This is a genomic window from Actinopolymorpha cephalotaxi (assembly GCF_013408535.1).
In the GTDB taxonomy this organism is placed as follows: domain Bacteria; phylum Actinomycetota; class Actinomycetes; order Propionibacteriales; family Actinopolymorphaceae; genus Actinopolymorpha; species Actinopolymorpha cephalotaxi.
On the sequence record NZ_JACBZA010000001.1, the window covers coordinates 1,829,338 to 1,844,697 of the forward strand.

Genomic DNA, 15,360 nt, shown 5'->3' on the forward strand with positions numbered 1-15,360 from the left:
GGACGGCGGAGGCACCTGCGGTGAGCGGGGCGGCGTCGGCGCGATCCGGCAGTTTCTCCATCGGTGAAGTGCTGGCCAGGCTGCGCCCTGAGTTCCAGGACGTCACCATCTCCAAGATTCGCTTTCTCGAGGCCGAGGGGCTCATCGAGCCCGAGCGCGCGCCTTCGGGCTACCGCAAGTTCGGCCACGAGGACATCGAGCGGCTGCGGTTCGTGCTGACCGCGCAGCGCGACCACTACCTCCCGCTGCGGGTCATCAAGGAACACCTCGCCGCGTTGGACGCCGGTCTGCCGCCGCCCAACCTCCCTGCCGGTGACGGACGTGTCCAGCCCGCACCGCGGATCGTCGACGACGAGGGCACCGTACGCCCGTCGGCGTTCCGGCCGAGTCGCTCGGACGTGCGGTGGAACCGACGAGAAGTCATCGAGCTGGCCGGCATCGAGCCCGAGCTGTTCGAGCAACTCGAGTCGTACGGCCTGGTCACCGCACGGCACGGCCGCGACCAGTTCGACGAGGACGCGCTTGCCATCGCCAAGGTCGCGGGTGAGCTGGCCGGCTTCGGGTTGGAGCCGCGCCACCTGCGTGCCTTCCGTACGGCAGCAGATCGGCAGGTCGGCCTGATCGAGCAGGTGACCGCACCGCTGGTCCGCCACCGTGCCGCCGACTCGCGGGCACGGGCGGAGGAACGCACCCGCGAACTCGCCGCCCTGTCCGTGCACCTGCACGCCCTGCTGGTGAAGGCCGGACTGCACGGATAGGGCGTCACCTGACCTTCTGGGTGCCGAGCGCGGTACTGTGGACGAGTGCGCGAGCTCGACGTCGTTGGTGTCCGGGTAGAGATGCCTTCCAACCAGCCGATAGTCCTGCTCCGGGAGGTGGAGGGCGAACGCTTCCTGCCCATCTGGGTGGGGCCCGCCGAGGCGAGTGCGATCGCCCACGCCCAGCAGGGCATCGTTCCTGCCCGGCCCCTCACTCATGACCTGTTCCGTGACGTCCTCGTGGCGATCGGGCAGGAGTTGAGCGAGGTCAGGATCACCGATCTGCGCGACGGGGTGTTCTACGGCATCCTGGCGTTCGCCAGTGGCGTGGAGGTGAGTGCCCGGCCGTCGGACTCGATCGCGCTGGCACTGCGCCTCGGCGTCCGCATCGTCTGCTCCGACGAGGTGCTGGACGAGGCGGGCATCGCGATCCCGGACGAACAGGAGGCCGAGGTCCAGAAGTTCCGGGAGTTCCTGGACCAGGTCACACCCGAAGATTTCGACACTCCCGGCTGACCGGCCGACCGCCTACCCCCTCGCCACTGCCCAGCTCACCGACCTACCGCGTCCGCCGCCACGCTGGGCGAGCTCTCGACCTCAGGTTGAGGTTTCGGTGCGACACACGGCCCGTCGCGTTGACCCCCTCCCGGCCCCGGCCTACCGTGACGAACAAACCTCGTTGATGTAACTCGAAATCCACGGGTTCGCAAAGCACGCGACTCCGGTCGTGTGGCCATAGACGTCGGCCATGCAGGGAATGGGCGGGGTCAGGATGGCGTCGTCCAGGCGACGCCGTTAGACGTGGAGGCGTGCGGTGACGAGCACGGGTGACCAATCGGGGGGCAGCGCGACCGGCGCCGCTCCGAGTGAAGGCCCCGAACGCGCGGAGGCACGGCGTTCGGCCGGTGAGCAGGGCCTGCTGTTCGGACCGGTGGACGGCGTGCCGGAGCCACCCGGTGACGACCTGGGCTACCGCGGGACGACCGCGTGCGCGGCTGCGGGCATCACCTACCGCCAGCTCGACTACTGGGCCCGCACCTCGCTGGTGGAGCCGACGATTCGTCCCGCGTCCGGCTCGGGCACCCAGCGGCTGTACTCCTTCCGCGACATCCTGCTCCTCAAGGTCATCAAGCGGCTGCTCGACGCGGGCGTCTCCCTCCAGCAGATCCGCACCGCCGTCACCCACCTGCGCGAGCGGGGCGCCGGCGATCTCACCGAGATCACGCTGATGAGCGACGGTGCCAGCGTCTACGAGTGCACCTCGCCGGACGAGGTCATCGACCTGCTCCAGGGTGGGCAGGGCGTCTTCGGGATCGCGCTCGGCCGGGTCTCCCGCGAGGTCGAGGGATCCCTCGCCCAGTTGCCCGGTGAGCGCCTCGACGGTGCCGGCGCCGGTGACCACCCCGACGACGAGCTCTCGGCCCGGCGGCAGGCCCGGCTGATCGTCTGACGATCCCGCCCATCTCCTCCGATCTCCTCCCACTTCCGGTCACCTCCCGCTTCCGGCCACTCCGCCCGCTGCGCCTTCCGCGCGGCGGGCGGTTCGGGTGAGTCGTCCCCAACCACCACACTGGCAGGAGCTGGTCCCGTGGCCGGCGCTGGTAGCGTGGGGGGCGCTGACTACCCCGCGTGGGAGAGTCCTGCCAGCTCCACCGCCTGACGAGTCGCCGCGCCATCGGCGACCGGCCGACGGGGGTGGCAGGCGCCGAAGGGGCAACCCTCCCCGGAACCTCTCAGGCCAACGGACCGCGCGGGCGAGGCGACTCTGAAGCGTCGGTGGTGACGTGACAGAGGGGGACCGCCAGGCGAGCAGCCTCGACTTGGGAGCCCCCACATGACTGTCCCCACCTCCGGATCCGTGCCCGGATCCACGCCCGGATCCGGGCGGCCCCCCCGGACGACCGCACCCGGCTCCGACGGCCTGCGCGCACACGCCCAGCTGGGCGAGCCCATCTCCGCGGACGTGTTCGCCGAGCGGCACATCGGCCCGGACGCGGAGGAGCGGGCCAAGATGCTGGCGGCCTGCGGGTTCGGGTCGCTGGAGGAACTCGTCGCCGCCGCGGTCCCGGGCGGCATCCGTGCCGACTCCCCGCTCGACCTGCGTCCCGCGGTGACCGAGGGCCAGGCGCTGGCCGAGCTGCGTGAGCTCGCCGGCCGCAACCGGCTGATGGTGTCGATGATCGGGATGGGGTACGCCGACACCGTGACCCCGCCGGTGATCCGCCGCAACGTCCTGGAGAACCCCGCCTGGTACACCGCGTACACGCCGTACCAGCCGGAGATCAGCCAGGGCCGGCTGGAGGCGCTGGTCAACTTCCAGACCATGGTGGGCGACCTGACCGGCCTGCCGGTCGCCGGCGCGTCCCTGCTGGACGAGGCGACCGCCGCCGCGGAGGCGATGACCCTGCTCCGGCGTTCCAACCGCAAGTCCACGAGCGCGCGGTTCGTCGTCGACGTGGACTGCCTGCCGCAGACGGTCGCGGTGGTCACCACCCGCGCGGAGGCGCTCGGCATCACCGTCGACGTCGCCGACCTGTCCACCGGGCTTCCGGACGGGGAGTTCTTCGGCGTCCTGGTGCAGTACCCCGGTGTCAGCGGTGCGCTGCGCGACCATCGCGGCCTGATCGAGGACGCGCACGAACGCGGCGCGCAGGTGGCGGTGGCCGCCGACCTGCTGGCCTGTGCGGTGGTCCGCCCGCCGGGTGAGATCGGCGCCGACGTCGCGGTCGGCAGCGCGCAGCGGTTCGGGGTGCCGATGATGTACGGCGGTCCGCACGCCGGCTACATGGCGGTCCGTAAGGGCCTGGAGCGCAACCTGCCCGGCCGCCTGGTCGGGGTGTCCGTCGACGCGGCCGGCCGGCCGGCGTACCGGCTGGCGCTGCAGACCCGCGAGCAGCACATCCGGCGGGAGAAGGCGACCAGCAACATCTGCACCGCGCAGGTGCTGCTCGCGGTGATCGCCGGGATGTACGCCGTCTACCACGGTGCCGACGGCCTGCGCGAGATCGCCGCCCGCATCCACCGGTCCGCCGCCGTTCTCGCCGCCGGCCTGCGCGCGGGTGGCGTCGAGGTGGTCCACGAGGCGTACTTCGACACGGTGCTGGCCCGGGTGCCCGGCCGGGCCGCCGAGGTGGTGACCGCCGCTCGCGAGCGGGGCGTCAACCTCCGGCTCGCCGACGCCGACCACGTGGGGATCGCCTGCGACGAGGCGACCACGCCCGACCACCTCGCCGCGGTGTGGGCCGCGTTCGGCGCCGGTTCGTACGACGTCGGCGACGTCCCCGACCTCGACGCGCGCACCTCCGACGCGGTGCCGGCCGACCTGGTGCGGACCTCGGCGTTCTGCACCCACCCGGTCTTCGAGCGCCATCGTTCGGAGACGTCCATGCTGCGCTACCTGCGCGGGCTCGCCGACGACGACTTCGCCCTCGACCGGGGGATGATCCCGCTCGGCTCGTGCACCATGAAGCTCAACCCGACCGCGGCGATGGAGCCGATCAGCTGGCCGGAGTTCGCCGGCATCCATCCGTTCGCGCCGATCGAGGACGCGCAGGGATACCTCACCCTGATCCGGCAGCTGGAGGACTGGCTGGCGCGGGCCACCGGATACTTCGCGGTCTCGCTGCAGCCCAACGCCGGCTCCCAGGGGGAGCTGGCCGGACTGCTGGCGATCCGCGCCTACCACCGTTCGCGCGGTGAGGGTGAGCGCGACGTGTGCCTCATTCCGTCGTCGGCGCACGGCACCAACGCCGCGTCGGCCGTCCTGGCCGGCATGCGGGTCGTGGTCGTCGCGGCGACCGAGGACGGCACCGTCGACCTGGCCGACCTGCGCTCCAAGCTCGGCACCCACCACGACCGGGTGGCCGCGATCATGGTCACCTACCCGTCCACGCACGGCGTGTACGAGGAGGACATCACCGAGCTGGCCGACCTCGTGCACGACGCGGGCGGGCAGGTCTACGTCGACGGCGCCAACCTGAACGCCCTGCTCGGCCTGGCCAGGCTGGGCGAGTTCGGCGGCGACGTGTCCCACCTCAACCTGCACAAGACGTTCTGCATCCCGCACGGCGGCGGTGGCCCGGGAGTGGGACCGGTCGCGGTCCGCGAGCACCTCGCGCCCTACCTCCCCAACCACCCGCTGCGGCCCGAGGCCGGTCCGGCGACCGGAGTGGGCCCGGTGTCGGCGGCGCCGTTCGGCTCGGCCGGGATCCTGCCGATCTCCTGGGCGTACGTCGCGATGATGGGTGAGCCGGGGCTGCGCCTGGCCACCGAGTCGGCCGTACTCGCCGCCAACTACGTCGCCACCCGGCTGGCTCCGCACTACAACGTCCTCTACACCGGCCGGCACAACCTCGTCGCGCACGAGTGCGTGATCGACCTGCGGCCGCTGGCGAAGGAGGCCGGGGTCAGCGTCGACGACGTGGCCAAGCGGCTGATCGACTACGGCTTCCACGCGCCGACGATGAGCTTCCCGGTGGCGGGCACCTTCATGGTGGAGCCCACCGAGTCGGAGAACCTCGCCGAGCTGGACCGGTTCTGCGCGGCCATGATCGCCATCCGCGGCGAGATCGGCAGGGTCGCGTCGGGGGAGTGGCCGGCCGGCGACAACCCGCTGGTCAACGCACCGCACACGGTGGAGATGCTGGCCGGGGAGTGGGACCACCCCTACACCCGGGACGAGGCGGCCTACCCGATGCCGAGCCTGCGCCGGCGGAAGTACTGGTCGCCGGTACGCCGGATCGACCAGGCCTACGGCGACCGCAACCTCGTCTGCGTCTGCCCGCCGCCGGACGCGTTCGCCGAGTAGCCCTGTCCCGGCCGGGTCTTCGCGGCCTGGCCATCGGTTCGGCGGTTCGGCGGTTCGTTGGGTCGGCGGTTCGTCGGGTCGGCGGATCACTGGGTCGGGCGACCTGTCGGAAGGCTGTGCCATAGTGACCCGATGACGAGCGTCGGTGCGATGTTTCCGTGTGCGATCGAGCCGGAGGCACTGCCCTCCTACGCCCACCAGGTCGAGGCCCTCGGCTACCAGGAGCTGTGGGTGGTGGAGGACTGCTTCTTCGCCGGCGGCATCGCGGCGGCGACCGCGGCCCTGGCGGCCACCGAGCGGCTGGCCATCGGGATCGGCGTGCTGCCGGCGGTGATGCGCAACCCCGCGACCGCGGCCCTGGAGCTGTCCACCCTGCTGCGGATCTTCCCCGGCCGGGTGCTGCCCGGGTTCGGCCACGGGGTGGCGAGCTGGATGGAGCAGATCGGCGCGCTGCCGCCGTCGCAGCTGGCCGCGCTGGGAGAGAGCGTGGCGGCGGTCCGGGCGCTGCTTGCCGGTGAGACGGTGACGACCTCGGGCCGGCACGTGCGGCTGGACGACGTGACCCTGCGGTATCCCATCGCCGAGCCGCCGCCGATCTCGCTGGGCGTCCGCGCGGAGAAGTCGCTGCGGCTGTCCGGCCGGGTGGCCGACGGCACCGTCCTGTCGGAGCTGTCCGCGCCGGCCTACCTTCGCTGGGCACGTGAGCGGGTGGACGCCGGCCGCGCCGAGGCCGGGCGTACCGACCCGCACCGCTACACCGTCTACGCCTACCTCGGGCTGGACGAGGACGGGGAGTGGGCGGTCCGCCGCAGCATCGCCCGGGTCCTGCGCGGCGACTGCTCGGTGCAGCTCGGGCCGCTCGGCATCGCCGAGGAGGCGGCCGAGCTCGCCCGAGACCACGCGGAGGAGGAGGACCTGGCGGAGGCGCTGCCCCGGGAGTGGGTGCACCAGCTGGCGGTGACCGGCACACCCGACGAGGCGGCGAAGACCCTGCGGGAGTTCCACGACGCCGGGGCCGACTCGGTGGTGTTCGTGCCCACGGGTGATCCGACGCAGGCGTTGTCCCGGCTGGCCCAGGCGGCCGCGGTGGGGCTGACCGACCCGGTGGTCACCGAGTCCGAGTCCTGGTCGCTGTAGCGCCACTCGACCTCAGCGCAACCCGGCCGGGCCCGTCAGCGCGCGGGCCCGCCGCCGACGAGCTGGGCGATGCCGTCCAGCAGGCGGCGCAGGCCGAACTCGTTCGCCCCGACGGTCGCCTCGGCCGCGTTCCGCGCGAACCCGCCGCTGTGCCACAGCCGGGTCATCGACGGATGCCGTTCGACGTCGAAGTACTCGTCCCACAACTCCATCCGCTCGCCCCACCAGGCGTCGTGTGACTGGCCGGTGGTGCGTTCGAGTTGCTCGCTCTCGGTCTCCAGGCCGGCGGTGGCGTGCACGATCGTGGACACCGCGGTCGCGGCCGCGTCCACCTGCGGCGGGGTCAGGCCGGTGTCGATCAGCGTGGACAGAACGTACTCCCGCTCGGCGAGCATCCCCGGCCCGAGCGGCGGGCGCACCGTGGAGACGTGCCGCAGCCAGGGGTGGCTCCGGTACATCGACCGGACGCGGCCGGCGTAGAGCTCGAGCTGTGCGCGCCAGCCGTCCGGGCGGTCCTGGCCTGGCGCGGGCAGGTCGAGCCCGGCCAGCACGTCGTCGACCATCAGGTCGACCAGCTCGGTCTTGGACGGCACGTACGTGTAGAGCGTCATCGTCCCCACGCCGAGTGCCTTGGCGACCCCGCTCATCGCCATCGCCTGGATGCCGTCGGCGTCGGCGAGCCTGACGGCCGCGGCCACCACGTCGTCCACCGACAGCCGGGGGCGCCGGCCGAGGGCCGGGCGGGCGGCGTCGCGGCCGGGCCGGGTCCGCCGCCAGAGCAGGGGCAGGATCCGCGCGGGGTCCGCGCCGCCGCTGTGTTCGATCGTCATGGTGCTCCGGTCGTCAGGATTGCTCCGGTCGTCAGGGGTGCTCTGATCGTCATGGTGCTCCGGTCGCTCCCGAGCTCGGGTGGACGAGGATTGTTTTCCGTACGCCCTACGCTAATATTCCCGTACTCCATACGGAAACATGGGTGGGAAGGGAACGGCGGATGACGATCCTGGTGACGGGGGCGACCGGAAACGTGGGGCGACTGGTCGTCGACGAGCTGCTGGTCGCGGGTGAGACGGACGTACGGGCCCTGACGACGAACCCGGCGAAGGCCGCGCTTCCGGCGGGGGTCCAGGTCGCCCGGGGATACCTCGGCCGGCCGGAGACGATGCCGGCGGCGCTGGCCGGAGTGGACCGGATGTACCTCGCGCCGCTCACGCAGACCGTGCGGGAGGTCGTCGCCATGGCCGTGGACGCCGGGGTCCGGCACATCGTCGACCTGGCCGGCCCGGCGGGCAGCTGGTGGCACGAGATCGAGCAGGTGGTCGAGGCGTCCGGTGTCGCGTGGACCCACCTCGACGTCGGCGAGTTCATGACGAACACCTTCATGTGGGCCGGCCAGATCCGCACCACCGGCACCGTGCGCGAGCCGTACCCGGACGCGGCCAACGCGCCCATCGCGCTGGAGGACATCGCCGCCGTCGCCGCCACCGCGCTGGTCGAGGACGGCCACCAGGGCCGGGCGTACGACCTCACCGGTCCGCAGACCCTCACCCGGGTGGAGCTGGTGCGCGAACTCGGCGCGGCGCTCGGCCGGGACGTCGAGTTCGTGCGGGTGAGCCATGCCGAGGCGGTCGAGCAGCTGGCCCCGGCCATGGGGGAGGTCGCCGGGTGGTACGTCGACGGGCTCGCCGCGCTGGCCGAGCACCCGCAGGCCGTCGTCCCGACCGTGGAGAAGGTCACCGGCCGGCCGGGTACGACGTTCGCGACCTGGGCGCGGGCCAACGTGGCCGCCTTCTCCTGAGGCGACGGCCCCGCTGTCGGTCCCGCGGCCAGGCCCGCCGGCGGTCCCACTGTCGGTCCCGCTGTCAGGACGCCCGACCGTCGCCGTCCACCTGCCGAGCCTGAACGCCGGCCAGGCGTTCGAGTGCCTTGATCAGGGCGTGGTTGCCCTCGCCGCCGAGCCCGTCGCGCTGCAGGGTGCGGTAGAGGTGGAAGATCGTGCTGGTGGCGAGAGCGGGTACGCCGAGCTCGTCGGCGGCCTCCAGCACCAGCCGCAGATCCTTCTGCTGCAGGTCGATGGTGAAGCCCGGCCGCCAGTCGTCGCGGATCACCTGCGGTCCGCGGTTGGCGAGCATCCACGAACCGGCGGCGCCGCCCTCGACCGCGGTGATGGTCTTCTCGAGATCCAGGCCACCGGCCTTGGCCAGCACCAGCGCCTCGGACACCCCGAGCATCGAGGTGACGACCAGGATCTGGTTGACAAGCTTGCAGGTCTGGCCGGCGCCGACGACGCCGACGTGGGTGATCGTGGAGCCCATCGCCTCGAGGTAGGGCCGCGCCCGCTCCACGTCTGCGTCGTCACCGCCGACCATGATCGACAACGTGCCCTTCGCGGCACCCTCGCTGCCGCCGGACACCGGCGCGTCCAGGAAACCGACACCCTGCTCGGCCAGCCTGCCCGCCCACTCCCGGGTGGACGCCGGGCTCACCGTGCTGGAGTCCACCACCAGCGCACCGTCGCGGATCCCGGCCGCGATGCCGTCCTCGCCGAACAGGACGTGCTCGACATCGGGGGTGTCGCTCACGCAGATGAACACCACGTCGCACCGCTGCGCCACCTCTCGCGGTGTGCCGGCGGCCTCGGCACCGTCGGCCACGAGGGGCTCGGTCCGGGCGGCCGTGCGGTTGTACACCACCACGTCGAAGCCCTTGCGCAGCAGGTTTCCTGCCATGCCGGCACCCATGATGCCCAGGCCGACGAAGCCGACGCGTTCGTTGTGCTCGCTCATGCCACTCCTTCTCCGCTGTCACCGGGACCGCCGGAACGCTTGGCCAGCTGCTCGGCCAGGAACGCGCACGCGGCGGGGTAGGCGTCCAGTTGGTTCGCCCGCTTGGCCAGCCCGTGCCCCTCGTCGGCGTACACCCGCAGCTCGCACGGGACGTTCCGGGCCCGCAGCGCGGCGACGATCTGCTCGGCCTCCGACAACGGCACCCGCGGGTCGTTCGCGCCGTGGATGACGAACAGTGGTGCCCGCATCGCGTCCACCTGGGTGAGCGGGCTGGCCTCGTGCAGGAAGTCGCGGTCGTTCGCCAGCGAGCCGTACTCCCGCTCACGGTGCGCGCGCCGGTAGTCGGAGGTGTTCTCCAGGAACGTCACCAGCGAGGCGATCCCCACGATGTCCACCCCGGCGGCCCAGCGCGCCGGCTGGAACGCAAGGCCGGCGAGAACCATGTAGCCGCCGTACGAACCGCCGTAGAGCGCGACCCGGTCCGGGTCGACGCCGATCGTGGGCAGCCACTCGTGCAGCGCGGCCAGGTCGGCGACCGAGTCCAGCCGCCGGCGCACGTCGTCCAGGGCGTACCACCGCTTGCCGTAGCCGGTCGAGCCGCGCACGTTGGGGACCAGCACGGTGTGCCCCTGCGCGACCAGGCCCGCGACCATCGGCTGCCACTGCCGCACCGACTGGCCCTCGGGTCCGCCGTGCACGACGAGCACCGCCGAACCGTCGCCGCCGTCGGCCGGGCGGTAGACGAACGTCGGGATCTGCTCGCCGTCGGGTGCGGCGACGCGGTGGGACTCCGGTGCGACCAGGCCGCCCGGAAGGTCGGGCCGGTTCGCGGGCCGGATCGGCGTCGAGGTGCCGGTGGTGACGTCCAGGCGGAGGGCGTACGGGGGCTCGACCGGCGAGCTGTACGTCACGGCCACGGCGTCACCCGCCTGTGACCACACCGGATCGGGGTGCCGGTGCAGCGCCGCGCAGCCACCCGCGGGCAGGTCCAGGTCGCGAACCGGTTCGCCGTCGGGGAGGGAGTGCAGCGCCAGCGACACGGCTCCGTCGTCGTTGGTGGCGACCAGGACGTGCGCGCCGTCGGGAGAGACCCAGCCCACCAGGTCGTGCCCGGAGTCGGCCACCACTTCGGACCAGGTTCGGGCGGCCAGGTCGTACCGCAGTACGGCCGTCATCTCCCGGCCCGGGTTGCCCGACACCAGCAGGGCCGAGGAGTCCGGAAGCCAGGACGGCGTGCGGACGTAGGCGTCGTCGTCCCACGGGGTGAGTGGCTCCACCTGGCCGTCCTCGGTGGAGACCAGCAGCAGCTGCAGGGAGTTGGCCGGGGCGTTCGGCCGGGTGAGCGCCACCCAGCGACCGTCGGGGGAGGCCTCCACCTCGGCGACGTACCCGCCACCGTCGTAGAGCACCGTCTCCTTGCCGGACCCGACCTCCCGGCTCACCAGGTCGAAGTCGACGCCGTTGCGGCGGTTGGTGAGGTAGAACACCCGGCCTGGCTCGACTCCGGCCAACCGGTGCACAAAGGCCGGATCGTGCACGAATGGTACGAGCGGGGGCAGCGGTTCCCCGGCGTCCCCGGCGCCTGCGACGTCGGGGGAGTCGAGGTCGGGGGAGTCGAGGTCGACCAGGGACAGCTGGCCGCGTTCGTTGCCACCGGCGTCGTGCTGGACGACGACCGCTCGGGTGCCCGGCAGATAGCGTCCGGCGGCCACGCCGTCCAGGTCGGTCAGCCGCCGCCAGGTTCCGTCGGCGCCGACCTCGTACAGCTGAGCGGAGCCGGTGACGTCGTAGCTGACCAGCGTGCGGCCTTCGGTGTCCACGTCACGGGCGGAGACGGAAGGGATCTGCAGCAGCGAACGCAGGAACTCGTTCGGTGGCGGGGCGGCAGTGGGCATGCATGGACGGTAACAGCGCCGTGATCGCCGGTGCCGGGAGGTCGCCGTGGCTGGCCGGGCGACAATGGAACGAACGAGACATCAACCGGACGACAGCCTGACGGCAACCGGAGCGGTCGAGCGGCCACCCGGCAACCGGCCGGCACACGACAGGGGAGTGGTCACGGATGGCGGAACCCACGTTCACCGGCGTCGGAGTCGCACTGTTCACGGTTTTCGACGGTAACGGCGAGGTCGATGTCGCCGGCACCGCCGCGCACGCCGCCCGCGTGGTGGAGGCGGGGGTGCGCGCGGTGCTGGTGGCCGGCACGACCGGCGAGGCGGAGACGCTGACCGACGCCGAACGCGAGGGCCTCATCGCGGCCGTCCGGTCCGCTCTGCCGGCCGACGTCACCGTGATCGCCGGAGCCGGTGCGTCCTGGCCGCGGGCGGCGGCGGACCGGGCGGCGGCGGCCCGTAAGGCCGGCGCCGACGCCGTACTCGTGAGCCCGGCCCGCGGCGGTGTCGCCGCGGTGGAGCTGTTCGGCGCGGTGACGGCGGCGGCCGGCGGTGCCGACCGGGTGATCGGTTACCAAAACCCGGGTCCGCTCGGCGTGCCCGGCATCGAGGTGGACGCCCTGCCCGGCCTGCCGATCGGGGCGGTCAAGGACTCCTCGGGCGACCCGGTGCGGTTGCTGCGCGAGCTCGACGAGTGGGGCGGCCGGACCTACGTCGGGTCGGCGGCGCTGCTGGCCCTGGCCGGGCCGCTGGGTGCGCCCGGTGCGCTGCTGGCGTTCGCGAACATCCAGCCGGAAGCGTGCATCGCGGCGTTCGGCGGTGACCCCGAGGCGCAGCGCTCGCTGACCGGGCTGGTGGTCACCGGACGCACCGGCGGGGTGCGGGCGCTGAAGCAGGCGGCCGGGGAGAGGTACGGCATCTCCACGGTGAGCCGGCTCGGGTTGCGCTGACCGAGGGGTGAGCGGCCGGCCGGGTTCGTGGGCCCGGGCCGGCCTACGACCCGGGCCACCACACGACCGGGCTCAGCTGGCCTGGCTGACGCTGGACATGTTGAAGTCGGGCACCCGGAGCGCGGGCATCGCCACTCGCGGGAAGTAGTCGCCCCACTCCCGGGAAAACGCCGGCACGGTCGTCCCCGACTCGCTGATCCGCCCGAGCAGGTCGACCGGGCTCTCGTTGAACCGGAAGTTGTTGACCTCGCCGACCACCTCGCCGTTCTCGACGAGATAGACGCCGTCGCGGGTGAGCCCGGTCAGCAGCAGCGTCTGCGGGTCGACCTCGCGGATGTACCACAGGCAGGTGAGGAGCAGACCGCGTTCGGTGCGGGCGACCATGTCGTCCAGGGACGAGTGCGTGCCGGGCACGTCCAGGACGAGGTTGTCGACGTACGGCGTCGTGCCCAGCCCGGTCAGGTCGGCGGAGTGGCGGGTGGTGGCCAGCGTCGCCAGCCTGCCGTCCCGGATCCAGTCCGTCGGGCCGAGCCGGGTGCCGTTGTCGAACACGCTCTGCGCGGCGGAGGAGGACTTCGCCACCACGAACGGCGCGCACTCCAGACCGGCGTAGGCCGGGTCGGACCGCAGCGACAGCGGCACCGGGGAAAGCTGCTCGCCGACGCGGGTGCCGCCACCGGGCCTGGAGTAGACGGTTTGGCCGTCGTGGGCGTCGCGGCCGGACATCGTCCAGTAGGCGTAGATCATCAGGTCGGCGACGGCGGTCGGCGGGAGCAGGGTTTCGTACCGGCCGGCGGGCAGGTCGATCCGGCGCTGCGACCACCGCAGCCGCTGGTCGAGCTCGGCGCTCAGCGCGGTCGCGTCCACGTCGTGGAAGTCCGGGGTGGCCTGGCCCACCCATGCCGACCGCCGCAGGTCGGCGGACTTGCCGGTCATCGTGACGTAGCCGGTCGGCTGGACGTGCCGCAGCCGCAGCCCGGTGGAGGAGCCGAGGTAGGTCGTGGTCACGTCGTGCTCGACGAAACCGTAGTGGTGGGTGCCGTCGCCGCGCGCCCTGCCGAAGGCCTCGCCCAGGGCGGGTGCGAACGTGTCGAAGACCCGGATCGAGGTGTGCGCGGGCGGCTCGTCCCAGTCGGCGGCCGCGTCGCCCTCGACCAGCGGGCGGGCATCCTCCGCCGGCACGCTGTCGCGGGCGGCGTCCTCCGCCGACCGCACCACCGCGTCGATGTCGTCGCCGGTGGTCACGCTGCGGGTGACGACACCGGAGGCGGTGCCGTCGGTGCCCTCGACCGACGCGATCACCGTGAGGGACCTGGTGAGCATGACGCCGTTGGTCGTCAGGGTGTTGTTGGCCCAGCGCAGGTTGGCGCTGGAGGACTCGGTGGCGATGACGACACACCCGTCGGCCTTCGACCGGGCCAGCGCCCGCTCGACCGTCTCCTGCAGAGTGAGGTCGCTGCTCAAGGGACCGGTCACCGTCCTGACTCCTGGGTGGTGTTGAGGATGCGGACACCGCGGAACAACGCCGACGGGCAGCCGTGGCTGACCGGCGCGACCTGGCCGGGCTGGGCCTTGCCACAGTTGAAGGCGCCGCCGAGGACCCACGTCTGCGGGCCGCCGACCGCCTCCATCGAGCCCCAGAAGTCGGTGGTGGTGGCCTGGTAGGCGACGTCGCGGACCTGACCGGCGAGCCGGCCGTGCTCGATGCGGTAGAACCGCTGCCCGGTGAACTGGAAGTTGTAGCGCTGCATGTCGATGGACCACGAACGGTCGCCGACGACGTAGATGCCGCGCTCGACCCCGGCGATCAGCTCCTCCGTCGAGGGGCCGTTCGCGGCCGGCTGCAGCGAGACGTTGGCCATCCGCTGCACGGGGATGTGGGACGGGGAGTCGGCGAACGCGCAGCCGTTGGAACGCTCGTAGCCGAAGGACCGGGCGATCCGCCGGTCGAGCTGGTAGCCGACCAGGACGCCGTCCTTCACGATGTCCCAGGACTGCCCGGCCACGCCCTCGTCGTCGTACCCGACGGTCGACAGGCCGTGCTCGACGGTGCGGTCACCGGTGATGTGCATGTGCTCGGAGCCGTAGCGCAGGGTGCCGAGCTTGTCGGGGGTCGCGAACGACGTGCCGGCGTAGTTGGCCTCGTAGCCCAGCGCCCGGTCGAGCTCGGTGGCGTGCCCGATCGACTCGTGGATGGTCAGCCAGAGGTTGGACGGGTCGATCACCAGGTCGTAGCTGCCGGACTCCACCGGGGGCGCCTTCAGCTTCTCGGTGAGCAGGTCGGGCAGCTCGGCCAGGCGGGCGTCCCAGGCCGGGTCGGTGAGGTATTCGTACCCCCGGCCGACCGGCGGTGCGAGCACCCGCATCGAGTCGAACCGGCCCGAGCCGGGATCGGTGCCGTAGGCCTCGACGTCGGGGTTGAGCCGGACCCGCTGCTGGGTGGTCACCGTGCCGTGGCTGTCGGCGTAGAACTTCTGCTCCTTGACCTGCCGCAGCGTCGCGCCGACGTGGGCGACCCCGGTGCCGGCGAGGAGCCGCCGGCTCCAGTCGCCCAGCCGCTCCACCTTGTCGGCGGTGGCGACCGCGAACGGGTCGACGTCGTAGGCCGAGACCCAGGTGACGTCACCGTGCACCGGCTCGGGCGCGAGCTCGATGCGCTCGGCGTTCATCCCGGCGGCGACCCGCGCCACCTCGACGGCGCGCTCGGCGACCCGCGCCGCCTCCTCCGGGGTGAGCACGACGCTCGCGGCGAAGCCCCACGTCCCCTCGTGCACGACGCGGACCGCGAACCCGGTGTCCTCGCCGTCGGTGCTGCCCTGCAACTGGGCGTCGCGCAGCGAGAGGTTTTGCGTCCGGATCCGCTCGAGCCGGAAGTCGGCGTGCTCGGCGCCCAGCTCGCGGGCGCGGGTGAGAGCGGCGTCGGCGAGCGGGCGGAGCGGAAGGCTGAGGAAGTCCTGATCGATCTTCTGCGGCACGCGCCCGAGCCTAGGGCATGCCACCGACAGGCTGCCGCCGATTACCCGGCGGGTTCCG

12 protein-coding genes and 1 riboswitch are annotated in these 15,360 nt (G+C 72.5%); of the genes, 7 read left to right on the top strand and 5 right to left on the bottom strand.

Going from position 1 to position 15,360, the window contains the following annotated elements; genetic code table 11:
• The first annotated feature begins 20 nt into the window (after nt 1-20).
• From ftsR to FHR37_RS08240, 5 genes are all read left to right on the top strand, one after another.
• Nucleotides 21-758: a transcriptional regulator FtsR gene (gene ftsR, locus FHR37_RS08220; RefSeq protein ID WP_092884707.1), complete on the top strand. Its 738-nt coding sequence runs from the start codon at nt 21-23 to the stop codon at nt 756-758.
• A 45-nt stretch (nt 759-803) separates the two neighbouring features.
• Nucleotides 804-1,274 carry a bifunctional nuclease family protein gene (locus tag FHR37_RS08225; protein WP_092884705.1) on the top strand — a complete coding sequence of 157 codons (471 nt, stop codon included), beginning with the start codon at nt 804-806 and terminating at the stop codon, nt 1,272-1,274.
• A 298-nt stretch (nt 1,275-1,572) separates the two neighbouring features.
• Nucleotides 1,573-2,208, top strand: coding sequence for a MerR family transcriptional regulator (locus FHR37_RS08230; protein ID WP_092884703.1), 636 nt, complete (start codon nt 1,573-1,575; stop codon nt 2,206-2,208).
• A 170-nt stretch (nt 2,209-2,378) separates the two neighbouring features.
• A riboswitch (glycine riboswitch) is annotated at nt 2,379-2,517 on the top strand.
• Between the two features lie 75 nt (nt 2,518-2,592).
• Nucleotides 2,593-5,565: an aminomethyl-transferring glycine dehydrogenase gene (gene gcvP, locus FHR37_RS08235; protein ID WP_092884701.1), complete on the top strand. Its 2,973-nt coding sequence runs from the start codon at nt 2,593-2,595 to the stop codon at nt 5,563-5,565.
• A 132-nt stretch (nt 5,566-5,697) separates the two neighbouring features.
• Nucleotides 5,698-6,702, top strand: a complete 1,005-nt coding sequence (locus FHR37_RS08240; protein WP_092884699.1) for an LLM class flavin-dependent oxidoreductase — start codon at nt 5,698-5,700, stop codon at nt 6,700-6,702.
• A gap of 35 nt (nt 6,703-6,737) precedes the next feature.
• On the opposite strand, the gene FHR37_RS08245 is transcribed toward FHR37_RS08240, so the two are convergent.
• A complete protein-coding gene (locus tag FHR37_RS08245) occupies nt 6,738-7,532 on the bottom strand; it encodes a TetR/AcrR family transcriptional regulator (protein WP_092884697.1) in 795 nt (264 codons plus the stop codon).
• 161 nt (nt 7,533-7,693) lie between these two features.
• On the opposite strand from FHR37_RS08245, the gene FHR37_RS08250 reads away from it, so the two are divergent.
• Nucleotides 7,694-8,497 (top strand): NmrA family NAD(P)-binding protein, encoded by an 804-nt coding sequence (locus tag FHR37_RS08250; protein ID WP_092884695.1) that lies wholly within the window; start codon nt 7,694-7,696, stop codon nt 8,495-8,497.
• 64 nt (nt 8,498-8,561) lie between these two features.
• On the opposite strand, the gene FHR37_RS08255 is transcribed toward FHR37_RS08250, so the two are convergent.
• Both FHR37_RS08255 and FHR37_RS08260 read right to left on the bottom strand, forming a co-directional pair.
• The gene (locus FHR37_RS08255; protein WP_092884693.1) at nt 8,562-9,485 is read right to left on the bottom strand and encodes an NAD(P)-dependent oxidoreductase; all 924 of its coding nucleotides are present in this window, start codon (nt 9,483-9,485) and stop codon (nt 8,562-8,564) included.
• Nucleotides 9,482-11,380 carry a S9 family peptidase gene (locus FHR37_RS08260; RefSeq protein WP_092884691.1) on the bottom strand — a complete coding sequence of 633 codons (1,899 nt, stop codon included), beginning with the start codon at nt 11,378-11,380 and terminating at the stop codon, nt 9,482-9,484. The genes FHR37_RS08255 and FHR37_RS08260 overlap by 4 nt, the downstream gene beginning before the upstream one ends.
• A gap of 167 nt (nt 11,381-11,547) precedes the next feature.
• Here FHR37_RS08260 and FHR37_RS08265 point away from each other — a divergent pair, with 167 nt between their 5' ends.
• Complete coding sequence (locus FHR37_RS08265; RefSeq protein WP_092884689.1) at nt 11,548-12,327, top strand: dihydrodipicolinate synthase family protein; 780 nt, start codon at nt 11,548-11,550, stop codon at nt 12,325-12,327.
• 72 nt (nt 12,328-12,399) lie between these two features.
• Here the strand turns inward: FHR37_RS08265 and FHR37_RS08270 are convergent, their stop codons facing one another.
• Nucleotides 12,400-13,803 (bottom strand): metallopeptidase TldD-related protein, encoded by a 1,404-nt coding sequence (locus FHR37_RS08270; RefSeq protein WP_092884687.1) that lies wholly within the window; start codon nt 13,801-13,803, stop codon nt 12,400-12,402.
• The gene (locus FHR37_RS08275; RefSeq protein ID WP_092884685.1) at nt 13,800-15,302 is read right to left on the bottom strand and encodes a TldD/PmbA family protein; all 1,503 of its coding nucleotides are present in this window, start codon (nt 15,300-15,302) and stop codon (nt 13,800-13,802) included. Before FHR37_RS08275 ends, FHR37_RS08270 begins: the two co-directional genes overlap by 4 nt.
• Nucleotides 15,303-15,360: the final 58 nt, after the last annotated feature.

Bases quoted from the DNA above. Each gene is read 5' to 3' on its own strand.
- FHR37_RS08240 (WP_092884699.1), top strand. From the start codon at position 5,698: ATGACGAGCGTCGGTGCGATGTTTCCGTGTGCGATCGAGCCGGAGGCA.
- FHR37_RS08260 (WP_092884691.1), bottom strand. From the start codon at position 11,380: ATGCCCACTGCCGCCCCGCCACCGAACGAGTTCCTGCGTTCGCTGCTG.
- FHR37_RS08265 (WP_092884689.1), top strand. From the start codon at position 11,548: ATGGCGGAACCCACGTTCACCGGCGTCGGAGTCGCACTGTTCACGGTT.
- FHR37_RS08255 (WP_092884693.1), bottom strand. From the start codon at position 9,485: ATGAGCGAGCACAACGAACGCGTCGGCTTCGTCGGCCTGGGCATCATG.
- FHR37_RS08245 (WP_092884697.1), bottom strand. From the start codon at position 7,532: ATGACGATCGAACACAGCGGCGGCGCGGACCCCGCGCGGATCCTGCCC.
- gcvP (WP_092884701.1), top strand. From the start codon at position 2,593: ATGACTGTCCCCACCTCCGGATCCGTGCCCGGATCCACGCCCGGATCC.
- FHR37_RS08250 (WP_092884695.1), top strand. From the start codon at position 7,694: ATGACGATCCTGGTGACGGGGGCGACCGGAAACGTGGGGCGACTGGTC.